The sequence below is a fragment of the Alcaligenes sp. LTN-3 genome (assembly GCF_059735605.1).
The window spans coordinates 511,760-526,687 of record NZ_JCAPDN010000001.1 but is presented as its reverse complement, the minus strand read 5'-3'; the positions used below and the strand labels follow the sequence as shown (position 1 = coordinate 526,687).

Annotated in this window: 22 protein-coding genes; 6 read left to right on the top strand and 16 right to left on the bottom strand. The window is 54.9% G+C overall.

What is annotated here, in order from left to right; translation table 11 throughout:
• Positions 1-2: 2 nt before the first annotated feature.
• From AC6I6N_RS02535 to AC6I6N_RS02510, 6 genes are read right to left on the bottom strand one after another with little or no spacing between them, the layout of a single operon-like run.
• Complete coding sequence (locus tag AC6I6N_RS02535; RefSeq protein ID WP_497943077.1) at positions 3-1,316, bottom strand: hypothetical protein; 1,314 nt, start codon at positions 1,314-1,316, stop codon at positions 3-5.
• Positions 1,294-2,145, bottom strand: coding sequence for a phage minor head protein (locus AC6I6N_RS02530; protein WP_497943076.1), 852 nt, complete (start codon positions 2,143-2,145; stop codon positions 1,294-1,296). Before AC6I6N_RS02530 ends, AC6I6N_RS02535 begins: the two co-directional genes overlap by 23 nt.
• 43 nt (positions 2,146-2,188) lie before the next feature.
• Positions 2,189-3,559, bottom strand: coding sequence for an anti-CBASS protein Acb1 family protein (locus tag AC6I6N_RS02525; protein ID WP_497943074.1), 1,371 nt, complete (start codon positions 3,557-3,559; stop codon positions 2,189-2,191).
• Positions 3,556-3,780, bottom strand: a complete 225-nt coding sequence (locus AC6I6N_RS02520; RefSeq protein WP_497943072.1) for a hypothetical protein — start codon at positions 3,778-3,780, stop codon at positions 3,556-3,558. The genes AC6I6N_RS02525 and AC6I6N_RS02520 overlap by 4 nt, the downstream gene beginning before the upstream one ends.
• A complete protein-coding gene (locus AC6I6N_RS02515) occupies positions 3,781-5,259 on the bottom strand; it encodes a phage terminase large subunit family protein (RefSeq protein WP_497943068.1) in 1,479 nt (492 codons plus the stop codon).
• Complete coding sequence (locus AC6I6N_RS02510; protein ID WP_497943065.1) at positions 5,246-5,812, bottom strand: terminase small subunit; 567 nt, start codon at positions 5,810-5,812, stop codon at positions 5,246-5,248. Before AC6I6N_RS02510 ends, AC6I6N_RS02515 begins: the two co-directional genes overlap by 14 nt.
• Positions 5,813-5,849: 37 nt before the next feature.
• Between AC6I6N_RS02510 and AC6I6N_RS02505 the strand changes: the two genes are divergently transcribed.
• Positions 5,850-6,095, top strand: a complete 246-nt coding sequence (locus AC6I6N_RS02505) for a hypothetical protein (RefSeq protein ID WP_497943062.1) — start codon at positions 5,850-5,852, stop codon at positions 6,093-6,095.
• A 36-nt stretch (positions 6,096-6,131) separates the two neighbouring features.
• Here the strand turns inward: AC6I6N_RS02505 and AC6I6N_RS02500 are convergent, their stop codons facing one another.
• The 8 genes from AC6I6N_RS02500 to AC6I6N_RS02465 form a co-directional block, all read right to left on the bottom strand.
• A complete protein-coding gene (locus AC6I6N_RS02500) occupies positions 6,132-6,440 on the bottom strand; it encodes a hypothetical protein (RefSeq protein ID WP_109089687.1) in 309 nt (102 codons plus the stop codon).
• The gene (locus AC6I6N_RS02495) at positions 6,437-6,796 is read right to left on the bottom strand and encodes a hypothetical protein (RefSeq protein WP_497943055.1); all 360 of its coding nucleotides are present in this window, start codon (positions 6,794-6,796) and stop codon (positions 6,437-6,439) included. Before AC6I6N_RS02495 ends, AC6I6N_RS02500 begins: the two co-directional genes overlap by 4 nt.
• Before the next feature lie 200 nt (positions 6,797-6,996).
• The gene (locus AC6I6N_RS02490) at positions 6,997-7,650 is read right to left on the bottom strand and encodes a DUF6475 domain-containing protein (RefSeq protein WP_497943052.1); all 654 of its coding nucleotides are present in this window, start codon (positions 7,648-7,650) and stop codon (positions 6,997-6,999) included.
• Between the two features lies 1 nt (position 7,651).
• The gene (locus AC6I6N_RS02485) at positions 7,652-8,482 is read right to left on the bottom strand and encodes a phage replication initiator YdaU family protein (protein WP_497943050.1); all 831 of its coding nucleotides are present in this window, start codon (positions 8,480-8,482) and stop codon (positions 7,652-7,654) included.
• Positions 8,479-8,799 carry a Ref family recombination enhancement nuclease gene (locus tag AC6I6N_RS02480; RefSeq protein WP_497943047.1) on the bottom strand — a complete coding sequence of 107 codons (321 nt, stop codon included), beginning with the start codon at positions 8,797-8,799 and terminating at the stop codon, positions 8,479-8,481. The genes AC6I6N_RS02485 and AC6I6N_RS02480 overlap by 4 nt, the downstream gene beginning before the upstream one ends.
• A 38-nt stretch (positions 8,800-8,837) precedes the next feature.
• Positions 8,838-8,969 carry a hypothetical protein gene (locus AC6I6N_RS02475; protein WP_446763507.1) on the bottom strand — a complete coding sequence of 44 codons (132 nt, stop codon included), beginning with the start codon at positions 8,967-8,969 and terminating at the stop codon, positions 8,838-8,840.
• A complete protein-coding gene (locus tag AC6I6N_RS02470) occupies positions 8,966-9,376 on the bottom strand; it encodes a recombination protein NinB (protein ID WP_497943390.1) in 411 nt (136 codons plus the stop codon). The genes AC6I6N_RS02475 and AC6I6N_RS02470 overlap by 4 nt, the downstream gene beginning before the upstream one ends.
• A 2-nt stretch (positions 9,377-9,378) precedes the next feature.
• On the bottom strand, positions 9,379-9,690 hold the full coding sequence (locus AC6I6N_RS02465) for a hypothetical protein (RefSeq protein WP_063693671.1): 312 nt from the start codon (positions 9,688-9,690) through the stop codon (positions 9,379-9,381).
• Between the two features lie 14 nt (positions 9,691-9,704).
• On the opposite strand from AC6I6N_RS02465, the gene AC6I6N_RS02460 reads away from it, so the two are divergent.
• Positions 9,705-9,935: a hypothetical protein gene (locus AC6I6N_RS02460; RefSeq protein ID WP_497943040.1), complete on the top strand. Its 231-nt coding sequence runs from the start codon at positions 9,705-9,707 to the stop codon at positions 9,933-9,935.
• Between the two features lie 42 nt (positions 9,936-9,977).
• Here AC6I6N_RS02460 and AC6I6N_RS02455 read toward each other — a convergent pair whose 3' ends face one another.
• The gene (locus AC6I6N_RS02455) at positions 9,978-10,193 is read right to left on the bottom strand and encodes a helix-turn-helix domain-containing protein (RefSeq protein WP_497943037.1); all 216 of its coding nucleotides are present in this window, start codon (positions 10,191-10,193) and stop codon (positions 9,978-9,980) included.
• 80 nt (positions 10,194-10,273) lie between these two features.
• Between AC6I6N_RS02455 and AC6I6N_RS02450 the strand changes: the two genes are divergently transcribed.
• The 3 genes from AC6I6N_RS02450 to AC6I6N_RS02440 all read left to right on the top strand — a co-directional run bounded on the left by AC6I6N_RS02450 (position 10,274) and on the right by AC6I6N_RS02440 (position 12,639).
• On the top strand, positions 10,274-10,942 hold the full coding sequence (locus AC6I6N_RS02450; RefSeq protein WP_497943035.1) for an XRE family transcriptional regulator: 669 nt from the start codon (positions 10,274-10,276) through the stop codon (positions 10,940-10,942).
• Between the two features lie 120 nt (positions 10,943-11,062).
• On the top strand, positions 11,063-11,800 hold the full coding sequence (locus AC6I6N_RS02445; RefSeq protein WP_497943034.1) for a hypothetical protein: 738 nt from the start codon (positions 11,063-11,065) through the stop codon (positions 11,798-11,800).
• A complete protein-coding gene (locus AC6I6N_RS02440; RefSeq protein WP_252605326.1) occupies positions 11,797-12,639 on the top strand; it encodes a DUF3037 domain-containing protein in 843 nt (280 codons plus the stop codon). The genes AC6I6N_RS02445 and AC6I6N_RS02440 overlap by 4 nt, the downstream gene beginning before the upstream one ends.
• Before the next feature lie 583 nt (positions 12,640-13,222).
• On the opposite strand, the gene AC6I6N_RS02435 is transcribed toward AC6I6N_RS02440, so the two are convergent.
• Complete coding sequence (locus AC6I6N_RS02435; protein WP_497943029.1) at positions 13,223-13,627, bottom strand: hypothetical protein; 405 nt, start codon at positions 13,625-13,627, stop codon at positions 13,223-13,225.
• 1,013 nt (positions 13,628-14,640) lie between these two features.
• Here AC6I6N_RS02435 and AC6I6N_RS02430 point away from each other — a divergent pair.
• The gene (locus AC6I6N_RS02430; protein ID WP_121739339.1) at positions 14,641-14,865 is read left to right on the top strand and encodes an Acb2/Tad1 domain-containing protein; all 225 of its coding nucleotides are present in this window, start codon (positions 14,641-14,643) and stop codon (positions 14,863-14,865) included.
• The last annotated feature ends 63 nt before the right edge of the window (positions 14,866-14,928 follow it).

The following is a 14,928-nucleotide window of genomic DNA, read 5'->3' as shown; positions in this document are numbered from 1 at the left end:
TCTTACTCCTTGGGCAGCGCAGTGACATCAGCGGTCAGTGCGTTGCTGTTGGTTTCGATATGACCGGCACCCAGCGGTGCAGCAGTGCCCAGGGACTTGTGCATGGCGTCCAGTGCTTCTCCGGACAGCGCGTTGGCCACAATGTCACCGTGCACGGCAGCCACAGCCTTACGCTTGTCGGCTTCTTCAGCCTTGGCGTTTGCGGTCAGTGTGTCGGACAACGCTTGGTGATTGGCCTGTAGTGCCGTCACGGCATCGGAAACTGGCTTGATGGCGTCGGCCACGGCTTGGCCAATATTGGCAGTTACGGCTTTACTGATATCGCTGGTCAGCTCGGCCTTTTCTTCGGGAGTCAGAGGCATTTCGCCCTCCTTGTTGTTGACTGCAGGCCGGGCCTGCGGGGTAAAAATCTTCTGTGCGCCTTTCTTGATGCTGTTGGCAACCACTGCCACCCAGGACTCTTGGCGCACGACAGCCGCGCCGGTGTCGTCAAAGACGATCTTCCCGGCCTCGGTCTTGTATCCGTAAACCTCAGCGGCTCCGCCGTTTCGCACGATGATGGCTTGGCTGTCCGTGAAGTCGGCCACCCAGGCATATTCATCAGCGCCTTGAGCGAAGCGCTCTTTGGCTGCTCGGTCCAGACGTTGCTCGCGCTCCCGGAAGGACTCGCCCACCAACGCGCCAGAATTGGCCTGCAAGGGCTTGGCCTGGTCAGCATTGACCATGAGGCCAACGCCCTGCTCTGGCGTAGCCGCCCCCACCTCATCCATGAGGATGGCGTCGTGGTCCATGCTCTTGATCTTGGCAACCCAGTCCGCCCCGGCCGCTTTCTGCTCTTCGTTCGCTTCCAGGCGATCAAGAAACACTGCCACGCTGGTGTGGATCGGCGGCACATCATCGCCACGCTCCAGGGCTTCCGCACGCTCAAGCAGGGCTCGGCCTTCCTCGGTGCGCTGTGCAACCTCTACATCCACCCACTTTTCGAGGTAGACGCGGTTACCGGATTTCTTCACGTTGCGGTTGAATGCGCCTACATGGCCAACGTTGATACCCTCGGGGCTGAACGCAGACACGAACTGACCGTCCACCTGCGGATGACCCAGCGGCGCCAGCGTTCCTTCCAGGCCCTGATAGTGGGCATCAATCTCACTGGCTGGGTACAAGCCGCCGTTCATGACCACGTTGGCAGGCAGTGTGTAGCTGGGCAAAACCCAATGCTCACGGCTGTTGTGCGTCACCTTGCGGATCTGCTGGCTGTTGACCTGCGTGGTCACATTGACCTGCATCGGCCCGCTATTCTGTGTCTGACCAGGCATAGCCTCGTTTCTCCATATTGGTTTTTGCTTGCTGCGCACGTTGAATGATCGAAGGCACAACCGGTTTTCCCTCGTCATCGACAAGCACAAAGATCTGTGAGCATTTGCAGTTGGCAGAATTTCCGTCCCTGCTGTACCAGTCGCGCACGTCATCCGTTTCATATAGGTGCGCATGCCGCGCAGCATGCGTTGCCCTTGTGGTTGGACTCAGGGCAGACAGGTGCATCTGCTTGCCTCGCAAACCGTAGTCCTCTACAGCCTCGTCAGACTCGTCCAGTCTGGCTCGCTTGAGCGCTGTTGTTATCTCGGTTCGTGCGATCTTGTTTGCCCGCCGTGCGTCGATTCCCTCTTGCGCCGCAAGATTCCTGGCGATGTCGCGGGGATTGAGCCCTCGCCCGATGCCGTCAGTCAGCACGCGCCCCATGTCGGCCTTGACGCTGGCGGATAGGCCCTTCATTTCCTCGAACACCCTCGCCCGGATCAGGGCAATGCGCCGCTGGTACGGTTCGCTGCGGATAAGGCTGGACAGGTCTACGCGGCCCGCCGAGTACGCTGGTGACTGCTGGGCGAGATTGGCGAACTCCTGGGCGGTCCCGCGCTGGTACGCCACGCCCACGAATGACTCGAAAAGCCACGCTTGGCCGCTCGGGTCTGCGCCGATGATGATGGAGTCGACCTCAAGGTCGAGATTTGCGAGCAGCGACCGCAGCAGGAACTGATCCAGCCGGAATGCGTACCGCTTGTTGACGACTGGCTCTACCGGGATGGTGTTCAGCGCTTTGATGTATGCCTTTCTCACCAGCTTGATGCGCCGTTCAAACTCACGCATGGCACCGCGCTCCAGCCGATCCACGCCAGTCGGGTCACGCAGATCACGGGGCAGGATCGGTGGTTTCGGTTTCGTCGCCATCCTCGTCCTTATCGTTGCCTTCACCTAACGGCTCGCTGTCTTTAGGGTCAAAGCCACCAGCAACCCGTATCTCGTCGTTGCTGAATACTTCCTCACCCGTCGCCAAAGCGGTCTGGTTGATCGTGCTCATTTTGGCGGCGTTATCCAGCCGCTCGCCAAAGGTCTGCTCTGTGAGGTCATCCCACATCACTGTCTTTTCGCCGGTAACGTCCAGCACGCCAATGCGCACCAAGTGATCAACCAAATCCCCGATCTCGAAAGACAGATCCATACGGCGTGACTGACAGCGTGCGTAGAAGAACTTCAGGTCCTCGGTGCTGGCTCGTTCCCCCTGCTGATTGCCAACGAGCACGCGGCTTGGGATATCCAGGCCGGCTGAAATGGTCTGCAGGTTGATGTTGTAGGTTGGCCCTGGGTCTGGGACCGCTGAGACAAGAGGCGTGACCGTTGCGCCCTGCGTCGGCAGCAGCACATCATTGCCTCGGTTTACTTCTTTTGCGGCCTCGTTGAACCGCTCCTGCAATTCATCAATCGAAACGCCATACATCGCTGCAAGGTTTTTAAAGTCGATCTCTTTGTCGAAGTTGATATTGAGCTGGCGGGCTGCGTTCTTTAAGAACGACTCACCCGAGCCGCCCTCCACCTTTTCCAGTGACACGAAGTTGTTATAGACAGGCTCGAGAAAACCGATGGCGTCACCGGAGTAGTCGCCCAGGATGAACACGCGGTCAGGGTGAATCTTGATGTTCCGCCCAGGCTGCCCATTTGTGCTCTGCTCTACATAGCTCCAGAACTTGGGCTTGCCGTAATTCTCTGACGACAGATCAGTATTCCACTCAGACACTCGCAGCGTTGCAGCCCACACCGGCACCACATCAACCAGGGCCTTGGAGCCGTCCTTCACTGGCTCATGCCACTTGCCACTGTCCTTGACCCGTAAGACAAGGCCAGAGTAGCGGCCCACTAAGCGCCGGGCATCAGCCTCGCGGAACTGACGCCATAAACGGGCCGTCAAAACTCGCTTCGTTTTCTTTTCCCATCCAGTCTCTTTGCGAGACTCGTCCTCTTCGTCGCCCTCGATCACCCAAGGGTTTGTTTTCCAGCAAGTCCCGGCCAGCTTCTCTACCGCGCCGCTGGCCAAGCCATTGCGGCGATACAGCTTGTAGAAGTCATGGAAGTCCAGGTTCTGCTTAAAGCCGTACTCGCACCAAGCAGCGGCCCGCTTATCGTCCAGCCCCATGCCTAAGGGATTGAGCAGATTCATGCGAGCACGAGCCAACGCGGCGTCATGCATGGCATGATTCACCGCCAGTTGTAGATTGCTTGCCGTCATGTCGTAATCCGCTTAAGTATCCCGTTCATGCCTTCGCTGAAATAGCCCAGGCGCTCCGGATGGCCGACCAGCTCAACGCTGGACAGATCAGGATCACGCCACAACCGCTTTTCATGCACAGGCGACCGATCAGCCGCCAATTGCCGCGCACAGGACATGCAGCGTGCACGGACAACCAGCGAAATGCTGCCGTCTCGCGCTGAAACAATAAAAATTGCCATTTATCTGCCTTGAAGTAGGCGCTTTGGAATCATCAGGCCCACGGCTTGTGTGCCGCCCAGCTCAGTCAGCGCCCAGACCATGGCGTCAAGCCGGTCAGGCGATTTCTTTGCCGTTGCTGGTACATATTCCATAAGTTGGTTTTCAAGTAGGTACAGAGCGCCTTTGTGCGCCACCCGGCCCTGCTCATAAAGTGCTGAGATAGGCTCAGCTCGGGCGAACTTACCCTTGCTGGCATGGACACGCACGATGCGGCCCTTAAATCCAGCATTACGCAGCGTGGACTCGGCCATATCGCCGCCCTGGTTCGTCTCGATGACGATAGCGTCGGCATTGTGCTGCTCGTATGCGCCAATGGCCTTCTGAGCCCAGCCGTTCGGGCTGTACTTACCGCTGTAGTCGCCATCTACCGAATACTGGCGGTTGTCGCCTGCCCCGTAGGAGCTTGCCGCCACAATGCCAGTCTCGTCGCTTTCGTCGCTCGCTGTCGTGGCTGGATCAACCGCCACCACTGTGCGTACCAGCTCATGCCTGACCTGCAGGGCGTGGGCTGCTGTAATCAGCGCCTCAGTCCATAGCGCCCCCTCAGCATTGAACCGCCGTGGACGTTGCATGTACTGCGCCTCTGCGGTTCGCCGGTGAGAAAACAGTGCGGTCCGGTGTGATTCGTTGTGTTTGAAGGGCCAAAGCCATCCATCCGGCAAACCATGATCAATCGGGATGCCGTGCGTATTCTCTTCCGGATACGGCAGGCTGTTATCGATGATCACCGGCAGATTCAGATGGTGCCACTTTTCCCCGGACCCGCCACGCAGCAAATAGCCGCTCAGGTCCTGGTAGTGAATCCGCTGCATAATCACGATCATCGGCGTTGTTTCAATCGCCAGCCGGGATTTGATCGTTTCGTTGAATCGGTCGTTAATGCCGCCGCGCACCGTATCGCTGTATGCATCATCAGGTTTGACCGGATCGTCAATGATCAGCGCCCCCTGCCAGCCTGGCTCCATATGCCCGGCCCGAAAGCCAGTGACCTGCCCAGCAGCGGACGACGCATACACGCCACCGCCATGCTCAGTCCACCACATGGCCTTACTGTCTGCATCGTCGCGCAACACCATGGGCCACATGCCTTGATATGTCTGCGACTTAACAATGCCCCGCGCAGTGCTGGAGTTAAGCAGTGCCAGATTGTGTGAATACGACAGGTGCATGAACCGGGCGCGATTGTTCAGCGCCAAGCCACGCCCGATCATATTGATCGTCGCCAGCTCCGTCTTTGTGTATCCAGGCGGGACGTTGATGATCAGGCGGGTAATCTCACCCGACACCACACGATCTAGCGTTTGCTGGATCACCTTGTGGTGCGGTGCCACGATCATCTTGGCGCCCATACGTTGCTTGAAAAAAAAACGGCCAAAATATAGGCCGTCTTCTTCACACTCAATCTTGCGGGCGTAGGTTCTTTGGTCAGCAGTCGTCATCAGCCAGCATCTCCTGCCGGGCCTGTTTGTATTCTTCTTTCGTCAGGGTAGCCAGCTCAATCGGCCCACCTGTAGGGCTCCCATGCCCAACCTGCTCGCGGAACGCCTGGACGCTGACATGCTTGCCCAGCAGTTCCAGGTTCTTCACCTTGTCAGGCCATTTGATCTTCTTGAGGACCCCGATGGCCTCGCGTTCATCGCCAGAGCCGCCAAACATCTCGGCAAGGTCGAACCCGGTCAAATACTGGCGCCATACCTTGGGCCACTCACTGAGCGGCTTCAGACTCATTGCATCGGTCATGATGTCCAGCACGTCCATTCGGTCTATCTCGACCAGACGGGCCAGCACATAATCTGCATCGACCTGTACGCGCTCAGACCGCTTGGCTTGGGCCTCTTGAATCGCATTAGCAATTTGAGGTTTTTTAAGGTTCTCATCGCCAATTTGCCCAGCGGTCTTTTTCGAATAGCCCGCCCTTATCGCCGCTTGCGTGGCGTTGAGGTCTACTAGATACTCTTCCACGAAGCGGCGCTGTTTTGCGGTAAGCGCCATACCATTTCCTTTGTTTTGAAATTTAGAAGGATTTACTATGTCTGAGCACACATATTCGCCGGAGCATGTAGCGCAAGCGGTACTAAATGCAGCCAGCCTTACACGACCAGGTAAAACAGCATTTTTCCCATCCGAGCTAGCAAATAACACCGAGTTGCCCAAGTTTGCAGAAGAGGATTTTTGCGAATACTTAATTGAGACTGGTTTGTTTGAGCGCGCGGGCCTCTCTCACTTCTCGCTTACAGAAGAAGGTGAAAAATTAGCCAGATCAACCAAAAGATAAAGAAAAACCCGCCGATCTTTCGACTGGCGGGCCTGTTCAAAACCTATAAGCACAGTTGTGCTTGCTGATATTGTCCCGGTTTCTGTCCCGGTTTGCCAGAAGTTCATGTCCCGGTTTCCACTGGTACAGAGCGGAGCCACCGTTCGCTGCCCCAATCCGGTTTGAACTGACCTGCCCACTCTCTTCCAGGCTGTCCAGGACACGGCGCACCCCTTTGCGAACACGCTCCCATTCCTTGGGGCTTTCTGGATGGCCGTCAGCCACGTGACGCACGATCTGAATCATCTTGAAGGCCCGATTCGGATACGCCGCCAGCAGATCAATTACCTCCGACGCATACTTCACTGCAACACCTCCTTCTCTACCTTGGCCCTGAATCCTTCCAGGTGCCGTCTGTAATCCTCGTCTCGCAGAATGGCTCCAGTTATCTGGCGAATCCATCGGCGCGCTACCACCAGGCGCTCAGATGCCGACAGGTTGCCAAAGTGCGAGTTCTTGCGGGTGTACTCGGCCTGTACCACCATGGCCTGATAGCGCGGCAGGCGCTGGTACAGAGCGTCCACAGCCAGTGCGTGGTCTTGGTTGATCGGGCGGTAATCGTCCTCCCAGGGCACGTACCGCTCCATGTTCCCGACCGTCTCGCCCGACCAGCACCAGCGGGCCCAGTTCCAAAGCAAATCATCTCCGCTCAGTTTTTGCATGGCCGCCCTCCCCGAATAACGCTTTGAGTCCTTCCCGCGCCCGCTCCCGTTTCGCCTCTGGCTGCCTCTCCTGATGTTCTTTCCGTTTCCGGCGCACGAAATCAACATGCTTGGACGGGTCTTGGTACATCCAGCTTGGGTATGACATGGCTATACCTCCTGCACAGAAATGCCGTGGACCTGGAGCATTAACTTGCGCTTCATGCTTGCAGCCTCCGCGGCGAGCTGGAAGCCAGGGCCTCCTGCATTTCACTGCCGCTGAGCTGCTGGAATCCGATGCGCTGGGTATCAGAACCGTTCTGCAGGACCAACTTGGCGCGCACGGCATCGCCAATCAGCACCGGCGGCTCTACCGGCTGGCCGGCCTGGCTGTTCTGCGCTTCAGCAATACCCGGTAGCCAACGGGGGTATTCCAGGCTGGGGCGCGTGGCATAGCCTCGGTAGCGGTTCTCGAACTCACGAGCCACGAACGGCCACTCGTCCTCTTTTTTCGTCCCCAGGGCGATCCAGCCACCCATATCCTGCAGAACCAGCAGAATGATCGGGTCGTCAAATGTCACGCTGCGGTATGTGCCGACGGTACGCACGGCTTTATCCACTTTGGCCCAGGCCACCAAGGCGCTATCCTGAGTCGAGCCGCGCAACAGCTTCACAATGTCCGAAGGCTTCGGCACATACTGGCCGTTGTCCGGGTTCACGCAATGCCGGTTTATGGCTTCGTTCACGGCAGGATAATCAAAGGGTTTCATGGCCTCCCACCAGACGTTCAACGCAAAGCGCGATGTGTCCCTGTGGTAGAAGGCATAGACGTCGGCCATAAGGCCAAAGAACTGCTGTTTTTCAGTGTCGTGCATCTCAGGACTCCAAAGCGGCTAGACGGGCAATTTCTCGGTTTCGGGCTTCTAGGGCCTCCTGGCGATTCAAGGCTCCGGACTGCGCTGAGAGCCCTTGTCCGGCGTTGCTTTCCTTGATGCCAAAAAGCCCAGTCCAACCACGCTCAATGCTCTGCTCGATGGCGGCTATGGGGTCCTGCCCAGCGGCATGTAGCTTGCCGAGTGTTCGCAGGGAAAGCCGCTTGGCTGCCTCCGTCCAAGCCTTACCGGATTTTTCTTTTCGGAATTCATCCCACATCGACCACGCATCAGAATCCAGCCAGTCCGGCAAAACCAAGGCGTCAGCCTTTGATGGTTTATGACGGTTACTTGATGGTTCTATGGTGGTTATATGCGGGTGCAACCCGTTGCACCCTTTCATGTCGTCGTTTGCACCCTTTGTGTCGTCAGATGCGCCCTTTATGTCGTGGATTGCACCCTTTTCAGGTGAATTAATGGGCGCAAAATCTGCACCGTTTTTTTCATCAGAAATGGGTGCAGTTTCTGCGCCGTTTTTTTGGTCCGGTAAATCGGCGCCTTTAATCCAGTCGAGGCTGATTCGATACTCGCGTGACTGACCCCGGCCTCCATTGCCGCTATTGACCAGAATCAGCCAGCCAGACTCTTCCATCCTGCGCAGTTGGTACTGGACAGTGCGGCGCGATTGGCGCGTCTTAGTCATCAAGTGGTCGATGGAGGGGAAAACCTTGGTCCCGTCGTCATCAGCGTGATCAGCCAACGCCAGGGCAAGAATCATCTCGCCGCCGCCAACTGGGTACCGCTTAAACACAGCGGTCATTACCTCAACACTCATACAGCCTCCCGCTGTGTCATACCGAGCAGATCCAGTTCGGTTGTGCCGTACATGCGCTCAAACGCCCTACGTCCCAGGCCGTGGTAGCCGGTGGCGCCTCGATGGTGCTCAGGGCATAAAGGAATAGTCATCAGGTGGCTGTTGCGCTGCCCTGCCCCCATGCCGTGGCGAACATGGTGAATCTCTGCTGGCGTGTTCCCGTACCCCAGGAATCGGCACAGGATGCAACCAGACTCAGATTGAGCGTTCATATGCTGGCGCTCGGATTTTGTCGCTGCGCGCTTGTTACTGCGCTTCTTCCAGGGGCTGCGTGCCATAGTCTTTGTCGGGGCCTTGAAGGTGCTGTTCCAGGCTCTCATCGTCGTGCCACCCCAAAACCGACAACCGCCAGGAACGCACCCATGGCCATTCCTATCAAGCCATCATCACTAGCTAGTTGTGCGATGCACACATAAAAAATGATCAGCCACATTTGCCAGAGCTTCATGACCCACTCCCCAAGGACGTTGGCGACCAGCGAACGCCCTTCTCCGCACCGAATGACAGGGCCAGCTCGATCAGCTCGGACATCTGGCGCACGGTCATCTTGCTGGTACGCTGGCCCAACATCACGATCCCGCCCCGGATGCCCTGAGACATCCGCGTCTCTTGGTTCAGGCTGGCAGACAGAACGTCTTTCCACTCTTCGGCCTCCAGCTTCGTGGCCACCCCGTTGACCATCCAATCAACCTGCTTGGACAGATCGGCCAGGATCGACCACATCATTGCGTTCTGGTCCAGCGACCGCGTACGTGGGCGGATCTCCACCCTGTAGTTCTCAGGCGCTTCCGCAATCGCCCGGGCTGCGTTACGGCGCACAAGCGGGTTCACAAGATGGAAAACCTGTTTATCCATGACTACCTCCCGCACTCACCCAAGCCTTGCCGGGCGCACTCACAGTGAGCGCCGATCTGAGCACCAAAAGCCAAGAAGTCCATATAAGCGGGAGTGGTGATTACCATTCCCAAGACGTCGATGGCTATATCCATTCTGTCGATGGTCAAACCCATCTGGCCCGACAAGAATCGGCTCACCTGACTTTCATCCCAGCCCAAACGATCTTTAACGGCCGCTTTGATACGCGGATCAGTAAGCGCCTGGCGGAAGGCGCGGTCCATGCTCGGACGTTGTGGGCGGTTGTCCACCCGTGCTGCTGTGGTGGCATTCATTGGGAGTCAGTCCTATGCAAAAAGAGTTGAATGCTGTTGAAAGTGGCTTCGATCAAACTGGTGAAACTGAACAAGGAGTTGTGATGACCGAAACCGAGAAAATCTTGACCCAGGCAGAAGACATCGCCCGGCGTACCTTTGAGGAACCAACGCAGCAAACCGTCATGCAACTGTTTGCGCGTCTGTGTGATGAGCAGGACATGAGAATCCCAGAAGAGTCACTGGGCTCAGAAATGCTTCACTAAACATCTGTGGGGCCGATGGGTATCGGCTCTCGCTTTTCTGGATCACACATTGGCGCTCTCCTTCTTGGGGCGGCGACGCGGTGTCGCCGAGCCGACCCCAAAAACATCCGGAAACGCCAGCATCACCCTCGCAGGGATGCCGCGTTTCTTCCAATTAGAAATGCGCTGGATCTGACCGGGCCTGTCGGATAGACCAAGCTTTTGAGCCAGCTTCGCGGGGCCGCCGAGGCGGTCAATTAATGTTTTGGCGTTTTCCATGGGTTGATTACACACCATGTTTATCTTTAAGTCAACGCTGTGTTTAACAAAACAATTAACGCTTTGTTTACTATTTCAAAATGAAAAAACGCTCCATCGATACATTGCTCGATAAGGCATCCGATTTGGGATGGAATCAGGTCGAGCTGGCGTCCAGGCTGCATGTCGCGCCTCAGTTCATTACAAACTGGATTAAGCGCGGGATGCCGGCCGACCGATTAGAGGATGCGGCGGACGCGCTGGGATGTTCGATAGATGAGCTATTGGGCCGAAAGGTGAATCACCTGCCTCCAGCCCCGCAGTCCGATAACGTGCGATTCGATCAACTGGATGTCCGGGCCGCCTGTGGTGACGGCTACTCCAACGAGGATCACCCCGAGGTCGTGTCCACAATGTTCTTGCCCGCCCAAGTTGCGCAAGAAATGCTGGGCACAACAAACCGTAATGGCAATATCAAGCTCATCACGGCAGCCAAGGACTCAATGGCACCAACGATCAATCCTGATGATCTAGTCTTTGTGGATACGGCAGTGAATGAGTATGTCGGGGAGACTGTTTACCTGATACTCCATGGAAACGAGCTGCTGTGTAAGCGCTTATCGTTGGTAGGCCGCGACATTGTGGTTTCGTCAGACAACAAGAGCTACCCAGACTGGAAATGGAGCGAGCGCCCTGACGCGACAAAGATCATTGGCCGAGTCGTTCGTGTTCTACCAATTCAGTTCAAGAAATTTGGGGTGGATAGATGACTGGTAACGTGACCCAGCCCAGAGAGGCTGTACGTAAGAAGGACTGAGCAGGAAGAGACAAGGAGCCGTTTGGCTCCTTATTTTTTAAGCAGAAAGTAACCGAATGCAATAAGGATGGCTATGACTCAGTTGTGCCTTGATGCTCCCTTAATAACAAAATTCAGACCGGCGTTGGGTGGACTCGACAATGATGGGATTGGTTCTACCCAATACGGGGAAGAATATCTTTTAAAGGCTGATCCATCAGTCGCCGTTGCCGAGTTTGTAGGCGCTTCAATCTGCCGTAAGATAGGTATCCCAACCCCAGAGCCTACTGTCGTCTTGTATAACGACCAAAAGGTCTTTGGATCTCGGCTGGAGGGTGGGGTAAAAACTTGGCAAGAAACAGATGATCTACTAGAACTCATAAAATGCTGTGACAACCTCCAAGCATTTTCAGCAGTTTTGGCTGTAGATGTGGCGATTGGGAACATCGACAGGCATTGGAACAACTGGCTATATCAAGAAAAAAGTGAGAACACGATATCAGTTAGAGCAATAGATTTTTCGCGTTCTTGGCCAACAGTTCATCCGCCCGCCTCAAATCATGACTTGGTTAACTCAAGGACGCACCGCGCCTGGAGCGCTTGGTCTTACGTAGGGATTTCCTTCGATCAAACGTCAGCTGACCACGCTCTAGACACCATGCACAAGTTGGACAAAAGCTGGTTATCTGACATTCTTGACTCATTGCCGGGTGAATGGTACGTTGCACACCCTAGCTCTGAACTAAAGGATTGGTGGGAGAAGCATTGGACTAGCCAAGTAGCTCAGACGACTACTTTCATACATCAAGGCGCATGGAGTACTCAGCCATGATTTACGATTACCTAATACTACGTCTTAGACCAGACTTCATCCGTGGAGAGGTTGTAAACGTCGGCGCAGTCGTTTGGGAAAGACATGGTCAAGCAATGCTCCACTTTTGGGCCCCCGTGACAAAAGTACGCGCCTTGGATAGCACGTGGACCAATGAAACGGCGGCAGCTTGGCTGCAGAACATAGAGTCAATTGTCCAAAAAACGGACAATATCCTGGACTGCCAGTCTGTGCTAAATAAGATAGGTGTCTGCCAAAGGAATGCAGTAGGGATGTTTGTCGCTAACAGCAAAAAAGATCTTGCTGCTGAGATTAGTGAAATTAAGACCACTTACGTAAGTCCCTACGGATTTGACCAAGATGAAGGTAAAAGCTCGCGAACAGATTTAGTTGCAGAATTGCGTGCGTCTTTTAAAAAAATGAACGTTCTGGGCGAGAGCCCAGAGGATTTGACTCGCCATCTTATTGTCCAAGACATCCCAATCCCTCAGAACCCTGAGCTACGTGCTGATTTTGTGTATAAAAATGGCGTCTATAGAGTCACGCAAACACTGGACTATAGAACAAGCATGAAGCGAGCTCAGCAAAAAATCAAAGAAGCATGTACGAAAATGGTTGCTGCTCAGTTAGCTAAAGAATCCTGGGGAGCAGAAACAGTAAAGATTGCAGTCGTTAACGTACCTAGTGAAGTGGCGGTTATTGCTGACCCTCACCTAGATATGCTATTAAGCCATGACTTCTTTATCTTCCACTCTAATAAAAAAGAGGATATGGTGCATTACCATACCGCTACTTTCGGTAATCCAAATGATAGAAGCTTAGACCCATACCGGGCCTGACAAGAGCCGAGCTCCTTTCAAAAATAGTAAAGCCCTTCACGGGGCTTTCTTGTTGGGCGTATAGACCAGGCCCTGACGCCCCCGGGCCCCAGGAAGCGTTACAAAGCACTTCTATGCTTCAGTGGGCGAAAAGCCCATACTGGTACAATGAGACTGATCTCATTCAAAGGTGGCAATCTCGCTACCTCACTACCCTTCAAGTTCTCTGCTGAACCATTGCTTAGGAAAACCTACATTTCCAGGCTACAGCGGTAATTTGAAGTCATACAGAAGGTATTACTATCTACGAAAAACTTAACCAGGCTAGTCGCAGCCCACTACACACTTCTCCGTTGCGCGAGCCCGCTCGCCGAACAGTCGAAAGCCATCAAACCTATACAAAACAAGTGGTGTCGACCCGGCAAAAACTTATCCGACAACTAAAAGACCGATTCCCCGGCCTTCCGTTCTGATACGTCAGCTCACGTAACGAGCCTATACGACAAAGCCCCTCACACGGGGCTTTTTTGTTGTCTGCTACGGGCGCTGCAAGAATGACGAACGATAAAAAAGCCCCGTATGGGGCCTTAGCAACGCATCCCGCTTATGCTGCTGGTTCTTCCTTTGGCCTCTCGATCTTAGCGGGTTCTGGGGCTTTCAAAATCGGCTTACGCTCTGTCTCGCACCCCTTCTCCATCGCCAAAATAGCCAGATGGTTGTAGCGCTGGCGATAGGCATTTACTTCCATCTGCTCAGCTTGGCTAAAGTCCATGAAGAACAAAGGCACTAAGAAGAATGCACCAGTCACACCAAGAGCGACATTTTTGCCTGTTTTTTCCGTGTCAGGAACCAGACGCTGAACCTCAGACTCAATGTATGACATATCAAGCTCAAGCGCCTGGCAGCTTTTCGCATTGTCTCCATATTGCTGAACCATCACCGGATTAGCCGCACGTCCAGCACACCCTGTAAGCAAGACCGCTGCAACAGCGACCGCAATTTTCTTCACGCCCCTCTCCCAAGTAACGAATAAATACAGGATCGTACCAGATTAGGCTGGCGTGGGACTTACACGCCTTCCTCAACAAGACACGAGGACGCTTTCTTGTCTCACCAAGTAAACACCACGTTAAGAATTCATGATCAAAAATTAAACACTGTGTTGACTATTGAATAAACATGATGTTTAATAACTCTAACGCTTCACCAAACAGCCGGTTTAGGCCCAAGGCCAACCAAGGCAGTCAGAGAGAGCGCCAGCAGCAAAGGCTGCGCCCGCTACGGCGGAGGCTCTTTAACAAAACGGAAATTCAGGAGAGGGTGCGCAGAGATGCGTGCTTGAAGGCGGAGTCTAGGCCCAGCCCCTTTCGGAGCTGGGTGTGCCGCTAGCTACCCAAAAGCATGAGCAAGAGCAGTAATGACCGAACTTGCTTGTAGCTAATGGATAGTTTGATTGTCAGCTTAATCATGGCAGTAGCCCTGATATCGCTGGCAGGCCTGCCAACTGGTTAGGGTTGGCATTTATATCGCGCCGTGCCTGGCGCTAGCGGTTTGCAAACCTAGGATAGCTCCCCGCGACACTGGTCAGCCTCGCCTTCCAGTGTCCGGCTCACCGCCCTCTGAAGCATTGGCGCCCGATTACGCTCGGCGGCAGCGATGCAACAGAGAGCGGATCACCTTCAGCAACTTGTGAGGCCGCATCTATAGGGATTCACGGTCCCTAAGCCTCGAAGTATAGCGGACCTGCTGCACCCTCTCCTGAATTTCCGGTTCATTTTGCCGATGTTGCTCACCCGCCTATGTAGGGTGTTCGTCCGGCTCAATAGCACCCACAAGCATGGTTGTGGCTCTGCGCGGTGTCCCTGCCGTCTCCAGTCCGTCAAAGCACGGTTTACGGAGAAAGAGGGTGAGGCGTAGACGGCCAAAAACGGAAACGGTCACGCTGGTTGGAATCCCAGCAACGGCCTGGAGACAGGCCGCTTTGGCAAGCATCAATGGTGGTGCTTACTGAAGCGAGGAAATATGGATAACCAACACAAGCACATCAAGGGCTACCGCGATTTGTCGGAGTCCGAGATTGCAGCAATGAACGAAGGCAAGGAGCTGGCCGAGAAGGTCGGAGCCTGGATGGAAAAGCTGCAGGCTGATAGCTCTTTGGATCAACGTGCGGTTGCCTTGGGTAAAACCAACCTGCAACAGGGTTTCATGTGGGCCATTCGCGGTATTGCCCAGCCAACAACCTTTTAAACACCAGGGCCCATATTGGGGCCGTATCTGAAACCGTTCTACTCAGGGCGGTTTTTCATGCGA